General features: G+C 61.2%; 10 protein-coding genes. 6 read left to right on the forward strand and 4 right to left on the reverse strand.

Annotation, left to right across the window (positions count from 1 at the left end; translation table 11 throughout):
• Nucleotides 1-2 precede the first annotated feature (2 nt).
• The 3 genes from AzCIB_RS07000 to AzCIB_RS07010 all read left to right on the forward strand — a co-directional run bounded on the left by AzCIB_RS07000 (nt 3) and on the right by AzCIB_RS07010 (nt 2514).
• Complete coding sequence (locus AzCIB_RS07000; protein ID WP_050415232.1) at nt 3-980, forward strand: hypothetical protein; 978 nt, start codon at nt 3-5, stop codon at nt 978-980.
• A 65-nt stretch (nt 981-1045) separates the two neighbouring features.
• Nucleotides 1046-1459 carry a GNAT family N-acetyltransferase gene (locus AzCIB_RS07005; RefSeq protein WP_050415233.1) on the forward strand — a complete coding sequence of 138 codons (414 nt, stop codon included), beginning with the start codon at nt 1046-1048 and terminating at the stop codon, nt 1457-1459.
• An 11-nt stretch (nt 1460-1470) separates the two neighbouring features.
• The gene (locus AzCIB_RS07010; protein ID WP_050415234.1) at nt 1471-2514 is read left to right on the forward strand and encodes a glycosyltransferase family 2 protein; all 1044 of its coding nucleotides are present in this window, start codon (nt 1471-1473) and stop codon (nt 2512-2514) included.
• Between the two features lie 2 nt (nt 2515-2516).
• Here the strand turns inward: AzCIB_RS07010 and AzCIB_RS07015 are convergent, their stop codons facing one another.
• Nucleotides 2517-3083 (reverse strand): class I SAM-dependent methyltransferase, encoded by a 567-nt coding sequence (locus AzCIB_RS07015; RefSeq protein WP_157058444.1) that lies wholly within the window; start codon nt 3081-3083, stop codon nt 2517-2519.
• A 623-nt stretch (nt 3084-3706) separates the two neighbouring features.
• On the opposite strand from AzCIB_RS07015, the gene ilvD reads away from it, so the two are divergent.
• Nucleotides 3707-5365 (forward strand): dihydroxy-acid dehydratase, encoded by a 1659-nt coding sequence (ilvD, locus tag AzCIB_RS07020; RefSeq protein WP_232299429.1) that lies wholly within the window; start codon nt 3707-3709, stop codon nt 5363-5365.
• A 207-nt stretch (nt 5366-5572) separates the two neighbouring features.
• Here the strand turns inward: ilvD and AzCIB_RS07025 are convergent, their stop codons facing one another.
• From AzCIB_RS07025 to AzCIB_RS07035, 3 genes are all read right to left on the reverse strand, one after another.
• Nucleotides 5573-7003: an IS1182 family transposase gene (locus tag AzCIB_RS07025; protein WP_050415237.1), complete on the reverse strand. Its 1431-nt coding sequence runs from the start codon at nt 7001-7003 to the stop codon at nt 5573-5575.
• Between the two features lie 193 nt (nt 7004-7196).
• The gene (locus AzCIB_RS07030; RefSeq protein WP_050415238.1) at nt 7197-8405 is read right to left on the reverse strand and encodes an NAD(P)/FAD-dependent oxidoreductase; all 1209 of its coding nucleotides are present in this window, start codon (nt 8403-8405) and stop codon (nt 7197-7199) included.
• Nucleotides 8406-8533: 128 nt separating this feature from the next.
• Complete coding sequence (locus AzCIB_RS07035; RefSeq protein ID WP_050415239.1) at nt 8534-9076, reverse strand: RrF2 family transcriptional regulator; 543 nt, start codon at nt 9074-9076, stop codon at nt 8534-8536.
• 836 nt (nt 9077-9912) lie between these two features.
• Here AzCIB_RS07035 and AzCIB_RS07040 point away from each other — a divergent pair.
• The gene (locus AzCIB_RS07040; RefSeq protein WP_050415240.1) at nt 9913-15090 is read left to right on the forward strand and encodes a glycosyltransferase; all 5178 of its coding nucleotides are present in this window, start codon (nt 9913-9915) and stop codon (nt 15088-15090) included.
• Entirely contained in the window at nt 15087-15674 is a 588-nt protein-coding gene (locus AzCIB_RS07045) for an SLOG cluster 4 domain-containing protein (protein ID WP_050415241.1), read from the forward strand. Before AzCIB_RS07040 ends, AzCIB_RS07045 begins: the two co-directional genes overlap by 4 nt.
• The last annotated feature ends 76 nt before the right edge of the window (nt 15675-15750 follow it).

The following is a 15750-nucleotide window of genomic DNA, read 5'->3' on the forward strand; positions in this document are numbered from 1 at the left end:
GCGTGCGCGTACCCAGAGGTCGATTCCCGCAAGATTCGGCCCTCTGGCATGGCTTTCTACGTGACTACTTCTGCGACAAGGATGCGGTCGCGACCGAGTCTGCCGGCGACATCCATCTTCACCTGAGTTGGCCCGACGAGGCGGAGCGGCATGTCGATCCCGCCTTGGACGTCGGCCTGCGCTGGTGGGGACGAGGGGTCTCGTTGGGGTCCATGTGGTCGGCACACCGGCGAGAGGGCCGTATCATGACCTCGCTCTACGACACATGGACGCTTCTGAGTTGGTGTGAATGGTTGACTCGAGTTCCGTCTAGCACAACCGAGCAAGTCGTCATCCTGCACGTGGACGATCACCGTGATCTGGGATCGCCACGGCTGTACTTGGCCAACGGCGCGCTGGTTGACGCCATTACCAACGAGGAAGTCCGGTTGACGGATCCAGTGACGGTGCAGCGGGCCATCGAAAGCGGCGCCATAGGCATGGGCAGTTTCATGACGCCATTTCTATGGCACTGCCCGCGAGCGACCGTGCAGCATCTCTGTCAACCGCCGAAGATGCAGGCCGACGTGCGGCGAAAGCTCATGCTCAACCTTGCCCCTGACACCCTGCTAGATCCGGACGCCGAGCGGATTGCTATTGAGCTCGTCGAGGGAGCGGCCGGTAAGGAGGAATATCTGGGGACTAGTGATACGGCGAGGTGGTCGGACGACATCGAGGGCCGTCCAGCGCTTGTTCACATTGATATGGACTATTTCAATAATCGCTATGACGGCGATTCGGCTTGGCCCCAGCGCGACAACCGACTCGACCCGGACCTGCCGACGATGCTATCGAAAGTCGATGATGTCATCGATGCTTTGGCGGCATCGAAAGCGATCATCGAGGATGTGTCCATTGCGTACTCTCCCGGGTTCTTCCCGGCAGAGTTCTGGCAACCTGTTGGCCGGCATTTGCGAGCCGGGCTGGCGCGACTCCTGTGACAGCCCACAGTGCCAGTGCCGCCAAACGCAGGCGACCGGCTAGGGAGACACCTAAGCCGCAGCCCATGAAGCCGCGGACAGCCGAGACGAAGGTCTCCGCCAGCGAAGTGGATCTGGTCGCGGTCGCCGGAACGTCTGGAAAAGGCAAAGGCCTGGGCGGCGAGAAGTGGCGCATTGATGTCGGTGGTGTCCGGGCAGGCGAGGTCTACATAAACGTCATCGATGAGCCGCCGATCGGCCGTCATGCGTCACTGCAGATCTACCTGAACATCAAGAGCCAGGGACGTGGCATAGGCCGCGTTGGCTACATGAAGGCCTGTCAGCTGAGCGCCCACGACACCATATACGCCCATATGCGTCGGTCAAACGTCGCTTCGCGGCGCGCTGCGGAGGCGGCTGGATTCGTGGATGCCACCCCCACAGGATTCACGCAGCTCATCCTTCGCTGGGTAAGACCGCGGACGGACCTCCCCACCTGAGCAATTCGGCCATGGAGACATTCACCGTTATTCCTTGCCTGAACGAAGAGGACTGCATCGCGGCGACATGCGCGTCGCTGGGATTTGGACATGGGCTGGAGCCACTCGGACGACTGGTTCTCGTGGACAACGGCTCAAGCGACGGAACGGTTAAGGTGATGTCTGCGATCCAGCGAGCATCCCCGCCTGGGCATGTCTTGATCACTCACGAGCACAGGCGCGGCTATGTCGCTGCCAGACGGGCAGGCATGGCCGCCGTCCTTGCCGTCGCTCACCGTGAGCAGGTGTCCGAAGAAGATGTGCTGGTCCTCCAAGCCGACGCCGACACGATCTATTTGCCTGGCTACGCCAAAACTATGGTCGACGCTAACTTTGGCGGTCGCGGGCGGCTTCTGGAAGCGAGTGCCGTCACCAGCCGCGAGTTCAACCTCGAGTTTCCTGCATTCGGTCAGCTCTGCCGGGAAGTCGATACTGACATGGAGCGTTGGTTCGCCCCAGCAGAGAGACAAGTCGTGGTGGACGACAAGGTTTGCGCATTCTTGCTCGCTGATTACCGTGCGTGGGGCGAGCACAAGGATGAGCACGATGACCAAGGCGAACTGGTCTTAGCCGAGACGACACGGCTATTCATGCGTGCCAAGAGCAGAGGAAAGGTTTGGCGTGACAGGGTGGAGAGTGCCCAGGCCCTCCCATCGCGTCGGCGGCTTAGGACGCACGCTCCCGGCTATTTCGCCTGCTCAGGCTTTCCCCGGCAGACCAGATGGGTGGAGGCCTGGGGGGCACCAAGTGAAGCAGAACGCTTCTTGCGTTCCCCACATACCTGGACAACGTTGTGCCGTCTTGTGCGATCGCGACAAAGGCACCAGCTGGCTCTATTTGGTCTACTGCCTGCCATCTACCACGCTGAAGTCAGCGTGCGGGTTGAGCTCGCTGCGCTGGCAGAAGTGATTCGCAGGACGTCAGCCGGCATGTCGCCAGGCCGTTTGCTGGGGTTGATGCTGAAGCTGGCCGGCGAAGAAGAGGGGCCACTCGCCGAACTCCTGCGCAAGGGTTGATTTCATCTGTCCGGATAGCAGAGCACAACTGCAGCGTGACCACATCGCGTCCCGTCCGCCATGTCGATCTCAGGAACCAAGAATCGCTCGAGGATAACGGACCGAAAGCCCGGTAGGGTTCGCGGGGGACCATCGCCGAAGTGCGGATGGCAAAGCGCGCCCTCGCCACTTACAAGCCGCCGTAGCAAGCTCGCTTCACTAACCACGTCGTGCGGCTCAGAGGAGTAGTCGAACGGGTCATAGAACAGCAAGTCGAAGGGGGCTGCCAGGGATGCGCTGCGCCAGTCGCCTAGGCGCGGCACGACCCCTGGTCGTGCATTGGCAAACTGCACGAGGTCTGCATAGATCCCTGTGTCGATCTCGACGATGTGGTGCTCGGCAGGGTGCAGGTAGCGTTGAATCAGATCCGCAGAGATTCCTAGACCAAATCCTATCTCCAGGACGCGTGTCGGTCTTAGATCCCTTGCGAGGCGCTCGAACAACTGACGAAAGTACGGCTCTTCTGAACGGGACATTACCATCTGCCCCTGCCATACAAGGTAGTCGTCAGTTTTGACGTCGAACGTCAAGCTAGTAGTCGTCATGGGCGCCCGTACCTCAGTTTGATTTTATCTTTGCCAGCTTACCAACGTCTAAGTATGGACAACTCAACGCGCGTTGGTGACTGATACCGGCGCGGCCTCCATAGGTGAGTCTCGGCTCCATCGAGATTGCGCCACGTTTCGCGACCGCGAGGACAGACAGACCGCGCAACCACATGGCAGTGTCGGAAGACCGCTTTCTGATGCAGACATTGACGTTGGCGACGTCATGGACCGCAACGGGTCGATCACGGCTAGTGATACGCCTGCGTGCTCTACCTGCAGGCCTCGAACTCGGGCAGGTGATGATCGTCATCGCCGCGGCGGCCTAGCTGTTCGTGCTGCGGCTGGCCGCGCTGCTGGTTGGGCGGGTGAGGTTCGTCGACCGCACCGTCGACAGCACGCCGGAGGAACCACTGCGCCGCGATTCATTGAAACAGTACCTCTGGGGGCGTGACGATGCAGGACGTATTCAACACTGACACTGACTCGGGTGTTGGCAAGACCTATAACTAGACAACCCTAGCTCAATTGTTGCCCCGAAGCGGAATGCCTGCGCGCTCGCGCAAGCCACTACAAAGGTTATCGAGATGACCGACATCCCTGACAACATGCGCACGTATTCCTCCCAGGTGGTGGATGGCATCGAGGCCGCCCCCGCTCGTGCCATGCTACGTGCCGTGGGCTTCACCGACGAGGATTTCAAGAAGCCGCAGATTGGCATCGCCTCGACCTGGGCCAATGTCACGCCCTGCAACATGCACATCGACAAACTCGCGCAAGAGGCCGAGAAGGGTGCTAACGCGGCGGGCGGCAAGGCCGTTATCTTCAACACCATCACCGTCTCCGACGGCATCGCCAATGGCACCGAGGGCATGAAGTATTCGCTGGTGTCGCGTGAAGTTATCGCCGACTCCATCGAAGCCGTGGCCGGCTGCGAAGGCTTCGACGGCCTCATCGCCGTGGGTGGTTGCGACAAGAACATGCCCGGTTGCCTCATCGGCATGGCACGCCTGAACCGCCCCTCGATCTTCGTCTACGGGGGCACCATCAGGCCCGGCGCCGGCCACACCGACATCATCTCGGTGTTCGAGGCCGTCGGCCGGCACGCCGCAGGCGAACTCAGCCTGCTCCAGGTCAAGCAGATAGAGGACACCGCCATCCCGGGCCCGGGCTCCTGCGGCGGCATGTATACCGCCAACACCATGGCCTCGGCCATCGAAGCCCTGGGCATGTCGCTGCCGGGTTCCTCGGCGCAGGACGCGATCTCGACCGACAAGGCCTCGGACTGCTTCCGTGCCGGTCAGCAGGTGCTGGAACTGCTGGCACGCGACATCAAGCCGCGTGACATCATGACCCGCAAGGCCTTCGAGAATGCGATCCGCGTGATCATCGCGCTCGGCGGTTCCACCAACGGCGTGCTGCATTTGCTGGCCATGGCTCACGCCGTGGAGGTGAAGCTGACGCTGGATGACTTCACCGAGCTCGGCAAGACCACGCCGGTGCTCGCCGACCTGCGTCCGAGCGGCAAGTACATGATGTCCGAACTGGTCGCCATCGGCGGCATCCAGCCGCTGATGAAGCGCATGCTCGATGCTGGCCTGCTGCACGGGGACGTGCTTACCGTCACCGGCAAAACACTAGCGGAGAATCTCGCCAATGTCGCCGACTATCCGGCCGGCCAGAACATCATTCGTCCCTTCGACAACCCGATCAAGAAGGACTCGCATCTGGTCATCTTGCACGGCAACCTGTCGCCAACCGGCGCGGTCGCCAAGATCACCGGCAAGGAAGGACTGCGCTTCGCGGGCCGCGCGCGCGTCTACCAGGGCGAGGAAGCGGCGCTGGCTGGCATCCTCAACGGCGAGGTGGTCGCCGGCGATGTCATCGTGATCCGCTACGAGGGTCCGAAGGGCGGTCCGGGCATGCGCGAAATGCTGTCGCCGACCTCGGCTGTTATGGGAAAGGGCCTCGGCAAGGATGTCGCGCTCATCACCGATGGCCGCTTCTCCGGCGGCTCGCACGGCTTCGTGGTGGGTCACATCACGCCGGAAGCCTTCGATGGCGGCCCGATTGCACTGGTCGAGAACGGCGATGCCATTACCATCGATGCGGAAACCCGCGAAATCAGCCTTGGCGTGTCGGATGCGGCGCTTGCCGAGCGCCGGGTGCGCTGGACGCAACCGAAACCGCTCTACACGCGAGGCGTGCTGGCCAAGTACGCAAAGCTGGTCTCCAGCGCCTCGGAAGGCGCGGTCACCGACAAGTAAGAGGCGGCCGACCGCTCACGAAACGGAATAACTCGTACGCTAGACAATGCGAATAAACGAGAATCTACGATGGATTTCGGGTTTCGGCCGAGGCCGTGTAAAAACGGTCGCCGATGTGCCAAGAATCAGTCGTTCCGGCGCCCTGCGGCGGAAGCGAACGAATTTGAAGGCGGCAAATCAGCTCAGTTGAGCTTCAAAAAGGCCCTTTCAGGCCTTCATCGCCGCCATCAATGCCTCATTTCCTATCAACTTCATCACTCGTTTCAGGTTATATGCGAGGACGTGCAGACTCATCTCCGTTCTGACGCGTTCGAGGCCCTTGGTCAGGAAGTGCGTCGCCCCCATCCACGCCTTGAGGGTGCCGAAGGGATGCTCCACCGTCCGACGCCGGATCCGCATGCTGTCGGGCGCCTGATCGAGCCGAGCCTGCATGACTTCCAACTCTTCTTCGTGCGCCCAGCGGCCGACCCGCCGGTAGTCACTTGGCGTGCATCGGTCCTTGATGGAGCACCGCGGACAGTGTGAGCTCCAGTAGCGATGCATCGTCAGCCCGGCCTCAACGCGGGTGAAGCGCCAGATCAGGCGCTCGCCGGCCGGGCAAACGTATTCGTCGTTCTCACGGTCATACACGAAGTCCGATTTGTCGAAACGTCCGTCGGCTTTCGCGTTGGAGGTCGCGCTTTTCGGAACCAGGGGCACGATGCCGGCCTTGTGGCAGGCGAGGATTTCCTCACTCTTGTAATAGCCCCGATCGGCAATCGCGGTGAGATAGTCCACTCGCATGGCCTTGCGCGCCTGCTTGCCCATCTTGCTCAGCTGGTCGCGATCCAGACCGTCGTTGATCACCTCATGGGCAACGATCAGATGGTTCTTCGTTTCGACGGCCGTCTGCACGTTGTAACCCACGATGCCCGTGCCCCGCGTCTTCATGGATCGGGCGTCGGGATCCGTGAGGGAGATTTGCTTGTCGGGCGTGTTCTCGAGCTGGACACCGATCGCCTCGAGTTCCTTCATCCGCGCCTTCAGGGTCGTGATCTTGTCCTGCAGCCGCTCCTTCTTCGCTTGGGCCACCGCCGGCTCTTGCCGGTCGGCGGTATCCATCTCGACGAGGTAACGCTCGATGCTGGATTCGATCCCCTCCATGCGCCGTTGCAGCTTGGCGCTGGTGAAGTTCTGATCGCGGTTGTTGACTGCTTTGAACTTACTGCCGTCGATTGCGACCGCCGCTTCGGCAAAGAGTCCCAGTTCCCGGCACAGCACGACGAATTGGCGGCAGACACCGCGAATCCCCTTCGGATTGTCCTTGCGAAAGTTTGCAATGGTCTTGAAATCGGGCGTCAGACGCTCGACGAGCCACATCAACTCCAGGTTGCGCTGCGCCTCGCGCTCCAGGCGTCGGCTCGACTGGATCCGGTTCAGGTAGCCGTAGATGTAGAGCTTGAGCAGCGCCGCCGGGTGATAGGCGGGTCGTCCGGTCGCCGCCGGATCGACGCCGGCGAAGCCCAGCTTGCGCAGATCGAGTTCATCGACGAAGACATCGATGACCCGAACCGGATTGATCTCGGAGACGAAGTCATCCAGCCTCTCGGGCAGCAGCGCCTCCTGTGTGCGGCTCTGACCTTCGACGAAGCGCTTCATGGTCACTGATTACGCTGATAACAATGCCAATATCATACAACATCGACCGTTTTTACACAGCCTCGGCCATAATCGGTCGGTCGACACTTCTGTGAAGCCGCGAATCGAGGGACTGCTTCACTCTCGAACCCGCCGGACGGCGCTTCTGAGCGCCGCCGCCCGATCCCTTTCCGAAAAGCTGTGCTCTTTTGAATTAAGGCACGATAACGAAATCCGGATTTGCAACGGAAAAAACGGCGTCCCGATTCGCAGCGGGCGGATAAATCCACTTTGTCGTGATTTCTTGTTTAAGGTGCTTACCCTCCGCGCGGGTGAGCCGTACTTGCCGATCCCATCCTTCCGTGTAGAGCGCTCCCCAGGAACCGATATCCAGGCAGGTCACATACTTCGGTTGACTGTAGGGATGTAACGGTAGATCCAGCAACGCGGCGGCCGCGTTATGACCGGCGACCCGACCGAGACTCATTGCGTGCTGGCACGACATGGAGGCCACGTTGCCCTGGTCATCTGTGGCTGCATTCACGGCGTCTCCCGTCACGAGAATATCCGGCGCGTCGGGCGCACGTAGATACGCGTCACCGTAGAGGCGCCCGAGATGATCGTAGGTTCCTGGAATCTGACGCACTAATGGATGGGCGCGTGCGCCGGCAGTCCAAAGCACCGTATTGGTGTCGATGCTCATCCCAGTCGCCGTGGTTACGCTGTCGGGAGTGATCGAGACGACCGAAGTCCCGGTGATCATTTCGACTCCGCACTCGGCAAGTGCTTCCTGAATGACAGGACGTGGCACGGGGCCCAAGTCGGGTCCGATGTCAGGTGCCCTTTCAATAATAACGACCCGGATTGGCGCGTCGTCTCCGAGGATGTCGCGAAGTCGAGACGGCATTTCGGCAGCGGCTTCGATACCGGTAAAGCCTCCCCCGGCAACGACTACCGTATTGCGAGCGTTGCTGTCCGGCCGGCTGGCAAGAGAGGCGAGATGCGCTTCGAGTTTTTTGGCGCCTTCAATCTGATCAACATCGAATGCATGCTCAGACAGACCCGACACGGAGGGGCGGGACAGGCAGCTACCGGTCGCCAGGACGAATTTGTCATAGGTCAGAGTCGATTGCACCCCATGTTCATCGACGATTTCGAGTCGATGAGCATCAGCATCAATGGACGTAACGCTTCCTTTGACATAAATGACCCCGGTAGCGTTGAAAAGGGGGATCAGGTCGGGGTCCATGCCCGCGATCGTCGCCTCGTATAGACGAGGACGGATAACGAGCGTCGGGGTGGGTGAGATTACCGTCACCTCGACAGCCTCATCCCGGCCGGACAGCGCGACGGCTCGTGCCGCGGACAGGGCTGCCCACATTCCCGCAAAGCCGGCGCCTGCGACGACAATTTTCTTCTTCATGAACGGGACTCCTAATTTTCGGACGCAAGAGGGCCATCCATCGTGCAGACGCGCGACAGCACCTCGGTCCGTCCGAGGTGACCGAGAGGGGAAACTGACAAAGTGTTACGGCGAGCGCCGTCAGAGCCTCAGGATGAAGCTGTGCGCTTTTTGGCAGGGCGACCGGGGCGGCGGCCTCCTACGCGCTCGTCCATCCATTCCAGAACTTTGATCTTGAAACCGGTAGGAGCCTTTTGCGTTACAGCAAAGGCGACATCGGCAAGCGAATGCGCCGCCAACTGCGCACGCATCGCCTTTTCCGCCTTGATCATGACTACGTGAATGGCGCACAGACCATCGGTAGCCCAGGCGGGTGGTGTATCGCCAAACAGGGCAATCCGATCGCGTATCTCCTGGCATTCGAACAGAGGCTTGAACCCTTCGATCGCGTCAATCACTTGCAGGAAGGTGATTTCTTCGGGCGGACGGGCCAGCACATATCCTCCCCGCACGCCCTCGCTGGCCGTCACGATGCCGGCCTTCTCCAGCTTGGGGAACAGCTTGGCCACGAAACTGGGGGAGATGCCTTGCAATTCCGCCAGATCCCGACTGCTCAGCGGTTTGCTGCCTGCATCGATGAGCCATAACAGGCAATGAATTGCGTATTCGACACTCGCGGTGAGATGTGCCATGAGGGAAGCTCCCTGGACTGCAATAACGAGGACTATATCAGTCCGCGTTATTAACGTCAATATAACAGGGAGTAAGTCTATCGGCGTTTATCGTGCCTGCTATGGAAGATCTCGTATGCCGGAGGCGTCCACTCCTCACAGGAATCCGCTGCGAAGGAGCCAAGGCGACGAATGTCGCCTGTGGGTCGATACGACTCATCAACGAGTGGCTGCTAATGGGAAGCGAACCTCCAGCGGCGGCTTTCCGGCGATGAATCGGAGGAGGCGTCGCTCGCAACCCGACCCTCAGGAGGCATTCATGGCCTCTGTGGCCGAGTGATAGGTTTCGGGGCGGATCGGCCGGACGGTGCGATGGCTGGCTGAGTGCGCCTCGGTCCTCGCCGCCATTGAGGCGGCGCTCCGTGTTAGTCGGCAATGACGCGGTTACCGGCCCTTCAGCATTGGATCGCTCTGAATGGCAGATTCCCAATCTAGCGAAATCATGTTCCCGACCCTGCATTGACAATGAATCCGCTGGACTCATTGCCCCGAAACGGCCGGTCGGAATCCGAGTCACGCGATGCGGCGCCTTCCAGAGAAAAGCCATGGAAAGGGCAACGTAGAGCCCATCGGCATTTCATTTACCGCTTCAGGAAACTCTGGCGTTTGGTGAAAGGCGCTGCGTGAAATTTGTTTGAGCGGCAGATGGCGGTTACATTGCAAACCGTATCGCGCCAAGGGATGGCACGGTTTGACTCCCGGGGATGCTTGGATGAAGCACTCCCCGGATAGTCTGACACCAGGCATATCCCGGAACCGTGATGCAAAACCCCCTCAACTTCACATCCGGAAGTCATATGAACATGCCACTCCAGCACGCGCCGCTTCGCGTCGTCGCTCTCGTTGCCACCAAGAACCGCCACGATCTTCTTGCTGCGCGAGCCCTTCCCTCTATCGCGTCCCAATGGCGTCCCTGCGACGAACTGATCCTCGTCGACGATGCAGCCGAAGCAGCGTCATTGGGACGATGCCAAAATCTAGCCGAGTCCCTAGGCTTGCCCGTCAGCGCCTTGCATAACCGCCGCACACCTGGCGCGGCAGGGGCATGGAATACCGGACTGGACCATCTGGCGCGGCACACTGCCGACCCGCGGAGGGTGTTTATCGCCTTTTTGGACGACGATGACCAGTGGCTACCCCACCACCTGGAGCAGTGCATCGGGGCACTGCAGGCCGGTGCATCGCTGGTTGCCAGCGGCTTTGTACGCGTTGTTGCCGGTCAGCCGGATGAAGCGATCAAGCCGCCCGCCCGCGTCAGCCTGCCAGCCTTCTACGTCGGCAACCCGGGCCTCCAGCCCAGTAACCTGGTCGTTCGTCTGGACCGCTTACTCGAAGCTGGCGGCTTCGATGAATCCCTGCCGAGCTGCACTGACAGAGATTTGCTGATTCGCATTCTGCGAATTTCTACTGCGGGCTACCGTCGTGTAACTGAGCACACCGTGCGACACCACGCCTGCGGTGATCGATCCAGGCTTTGCACCCCTGGCTCGCCTCAGCGCCAAGCAGGCTTGACCGCATTCTTCGACAAGCATGGCCCGCACATGAGAGCCGCGCAGCTTCAGGGTGCCCGGGACCGCGCGAAGCGGCTCTTCGACTGGCAGGTGCCAGTCGCTTCGGCCGAAGCAGCCCAACAACCAGACGGAATGTGCCTCGCATCCTCACCGTCGGTCGATCACGGGATCCACTTAGTGGTTGGCCTGATCACCGATGCGCTGCGTATCCAGGCACTGGACGGTTTGATGCAGGACTTGGTGCTTTTGCAGTTGGAACCGGGGCTCGTGGCGCTGGATGTGCTGGTGCTGGACAACAGCACTGACGCGGACTCGGATGAACTGCCCCGAGCGGCTGACCGCTGGCGGGCACAGGGACTGCGTATTCAAACCATCGGGCAGAGCGCACGCGCGGCCGCCTCGCTTGCGGGCGAATTACCGACCGAGGCGCAAGGGCGGCTAGCCATCGGACCGGCCAGGACCTGCTTGCAGTCCTATCTGTACCGTTTCTGCAAGTCACGGCCCGGTGCTGTGGCCTGGATCCTGGACGACGACATGAGGCTGGATCCGCTTCTGGCCTTCGGTGCGAAGCTACGGCGTACGCGTTACCCGTTGGTTCCGTGGCTAGCTAAGCTTCGAGATGAGGGAGTCGACATCGCCATCGGCAGCTATACGGGGGCAGCGCCATTACCCACCTTGTCAACGCTTCGCGTCCAGTTGGTAGACCTGGTCGCAACGCTGCGCTGGCTGGCCCGGCTCGACCCGGACGAAGCCTTACCCGACATGTCACTCAAAAACGCCGCCCTTCGCTTAGGGAAACGCGACTATTACTACTGCCTGTCTCACCACGAAACAGACCGGCTGGAGACGCCCTTCTGGTTACTGCCCGAGTATCCCGGCGAGACCGTGGGTGCGGCCTTCGAGCGCCTGTGCTCAAACCTTCACCGCCTGTTGTCAGGAGAGCAGTTGTTCCGCCCTCTGGCCATCGACGCCGCGGCGCTGGCCAACTTCGACTTAAAGGATGCCCTGCACCGAGGGGGAAATACCTGGATCTTCGACATTGAGGCACTGCGCGACGCACCCAACGCGGTGCCCGAGATCCGTGGCCGCGTCACGCGCCGGTCCGACATGATCTGGGCACTGATTCAGCGCGACAGATACCGTCGCAAGGTAGTCTCGGTTCCACTAGGGGTCTATCACGCGCGTGAGGCACAGGTCATCGACACGGCGCGCGACGAATGCACTCTCATTGACGACATTCGCGGCTTTGCGGTGTTCTCTGCGCTGCAGGACAAGAGCGTGGACCCTGGCCTGAACCTAGCCGAGCGCGCAGAGAAATATCGCGAAGAGCGCCTAGCGGCCTTCAGGTTGTCGATCTACCGCATTCGCGGGTTGGGGCATGAACTAGCGGCATTGGCAAGATCGAAAGGCTGGATTGGGGCGAGCGCAGACCGCGTGCTGGCGTTCGCCGATACGGTGCTCCGCTGGGTTGATTCAGACCTGCTGAACCGCGTGACCAAGGCTGTAAGCCAGTTGTCGGGGCTTGACGTCGTCGTCTTCGAGGCAGGCCTGTCGGTGATGGTGACCGAACACCAAGACCGCCTACGGTCTAGCACGCTGATTGATGCGCAATTGCACGAGCAGCGGCTGCTCAATGCCGAGTCGGTCGCGCGTCGCTTGGTAGGCAGGCACCTCCGCACCGATGCGGCACTGCAATGCCTGGGTCAGGGCTCAGAAGGCGTGGTTTTCACCGACGGCCAACGGGTGCTGAAGGTAATCGACTATTGGAAGCCCAGACAGGCAGCGAGGGCACGGGACCGTATCGCTTCGCTGGTAGGGCGATGGCCCACGGGGAAGGGGCTGTATGGCATCAAACAGTTCTTGATCGAGGGCATCCACAGCGTGTTGATTTACCCTTACGAGCCCAGCCAACCATATCTCGGGGGCCAGGGCCCCGGGCTCGTGGATCTAATGGCGGAGTGCCATGCAAAGGGCTTGGTCTGCCGGAATATCCATCCCAAGAACCTCCGCAGTGTCGGCTGTATGGTCCGCCTGATCGACTACGGCGGCGACCTGCTGCTGACCAACGAGGTGCAGGACTTCGAGGCCGAGTTCACGGCCATGTGTCGACGTGCCTACCTCGCTTGGCGACACAGCAACAGGACCGACCTGAACGAATTGCTAAGAGCCAGCTCGACCGATGCCTACCTGCCGGAACTTAGCGGCTTCGAAGAGTACTTCATGAGGGCTGTGCGCGAGACCACGGAGCAGCAGCCGGCGGTGGACCCGCTGCTTGCGAATGTGTCGAGGCTGCCGCTACAGCGCGTGCTCGACTTCGGTTGCGGCAAGGGCGAGGTCAGCGGCCTCCTTGCCTCACTGGGGCACTCTGTCGTGGCCTATGACCCCGACCTGGCCTTGGTCGAGCGGCTGGAGAGCCTTCGTAGCCAGAACCTGATACCCGCGCACTGCCTGGACCAGGTGCTGGCCCACGAGCCCTTTGACTTGGTGATCTGCAGGCGCGTGATCTGCTTGCTGGATGACGCGGCGATGAATGAGGTTGTGGCGCAATTGCGCCGATGCGTATCTCGCCAAGGACGTCTGCTGCTGGCAATTTGTCACCCTGCTTACGCACCGCGGATCGCCACGTCAGAAGCGCTGCCAGAGGCACCAGCCGCGATCGATCCGGAAACCAGCTTCAGGTGGACCAAGCGCCATCGACGTAGCGGGCGGACTCTCATCGAATTCCATCGACCCGAGCGCGTCATTCTCAAGCTGCTGCGGCGGGCGGGCTTCGAACTGGTGCAGCGGCTAGAGAGGGAGACCATCGACCAGATCAGATTCGAGCCGGCTTGCGACCTTTTGATTTACGAGTTCCGGCCAGTTGAACCGCTGGACTGCACGCTGCTCATTAAGGCGTGCGCCATGGAAACCGACATGCTGGCCACGCGTGTTCGGCACTTGGTTGAGCAGCTCGAGTCGCCCCGGGCCTTCTACGAGGTCATTTTAGTGCTGGATTCAAGGAAAAATGACTTCCTTCGCCAGTACACCGACGGTAGCCTGGTCGGGCTTCGAGCCCAGGCCGCGGTGCTGCAGGCCCAGGGATGGGTCGATCGCGTCGTAATCGCTCCGGTTGATGCGAAGACCTGTTCGGAACTGGCCGCGAAGTGGATTGGGTACGCGCATCCGGGAACACATGCCGACAATGGCGCCCCGCTGGCCGCAATATTGGCTGGCTTCGAGGCCTGTCAGACCCCTTATCTGCTCCAGACCGATCTGGATGTAATCGTCGCGCGGCGCGACCCGAAGCATGACTACCTCAGCGACATGGTGCGGGCCGTGGACAGCGACCCGATGGCCGTTACGGTGGCATTCAACATTGCCCACGTCACCGACCTGCCTTATACCGGTGCCGGCCCGGCAGGCCCTTGGCGCGTAGAGGTCCGCATTGCGATGCTGCAGATGCAGCGACTACGGGCGCTGCTCCCTCTGGTACCCAGCTGTCCAGACAACTCATCGGTACCCGCTTGGCATCGAGCCCTGGATCGCGTCGTCAAGCGAGGCCTTGCGCACTCTTTGCGGGGCGGCAACCACCGCACCTTCTTCGTCCATCCGACCAACGAGCGCAAGAGTGATCTTGTCGACCTCGCGCGAATTGCATCTCGCGTGGCGACGGGTTCAGTGCCCTCGTTTCAACTCGACGCGGTCGACTTGCAGGGCACGGTAGAGCAATGGTTGCAACCCACGCGCTTCGAGCGTTTCGTGTTCATCATTGCCGGACGGAACGTCGAGCCCGGGCGTTTCCGGCGCTGTCTGGAATCAGTGCAACGGCAAGCATGTAGCGATTGGGGCGCAGTGGTAATCGACGATGCTTCCTGCCCGGCCTGGGGGGAAGTGCAGCGACGGTTGTGCTCCGGCATTGGAGACCGGGTGAGTTTCGTTTGCAACCCGGTGCGTCGCGGCCTGCTGGCAAACACGGTGGATGCGATCCGGATCCACTGTGGCCACCCGGATTCGGTGATCATTACACTGGACGCAGACGACTGTTTGGTCGGGACGAACGTACTCGACATCCTGGCTGCAGAATACGACCGGGGCGCGGACATGACCGTCGGTTCAATGTGCCGCACGGACAAGCGCGCGGACTACCCGGCTTGCCTACGCGATCCCCGTGCAAATAGGGGGGGCAACGTCTGGCAGCACCTGCGCAGCTTCAAGAAGTCGCTGTTCGACCAAATCCCTGACGAACACTTAAGACTCGATGGTGCGTATGTCGAACTAGCCAGCGACTGGGCCCTAATGCTGCCGATGGTGGAGTTGGCACACTCACCGCGGTGGATTCGACAGTGCCTGTACTTGCATGAACCCGGTGGAGCACGCGATGCAGAATCGAGAAGCCAGCGCGACGCTGTCATTGCCTCGCTGATGACGCGGCCATCGCTGCGAAACTCGACACGGGACGCGGCCAGTGCGGGGAGCCTTGCATGACGAAACCCATCGGCAACGCACGACGGGTCTGCATAGCTGTTGTGGGCGATGCACGGCTGGAAGCCGGCCATCCCCGCGCAGCCCTGGCCGAAGCATTGGGCCGCGGGCTCGTCGACGCAGGATTCCGAGTCGTTACCGGAGGCATGGCCGGCGCAATGCAGGCAGCCCATCGCGGGGTGCGCTCGTCTACAGCTTGGTTTGATGGAGCTGGTATCGGAATCCTCCCAGGATCGGACACTGGTGAGGCAAACGAGTACGTAGACATCGCCATACCCACCGGCCTGGACCACGCCAGGAATGCCATCGTCGCGCAGTCCGCCGCGCTGGTTGCTGTCGGCGGGGGCGCAGGCACGCTGTCCGAGATGGCCTTGGCCTGGTCCTTCGGCAGATTAGTGATCGGGATGCGGTGTGGTGGTGCCAGCGAACTGCTGGCGGACCGCCGCATCGACGAACGCGTGCGCTATCCCGGTTTGCCGAACGACCGCGTGTTTGGCGCTACTACTGCGGAGGAGGCTGTGAGGCTGCTGCAGCATTGGCTGCCGCAGTATGGAAAGGTGCACCCAGGAATACTGCCGGTCAGGTAGTTGAGCAGAAATCCGGCCCAGCGTCTCTTGACCGCAGGACACCGGCCGCTCGTTCAGCGAGAGATGTACGGCCGGA

Origin of the sequence: Azoarcus sp. CIB (genome assembly GCF_001190925.1) — a bacterium.
In the GTDB taxonomy this organism is placed as follows: domain Bacteria; phylum Pseudomonadota; class Gammaproteobacteria; order Burkholderiales; family Rhodocyclaceae; genus Aromatoleum.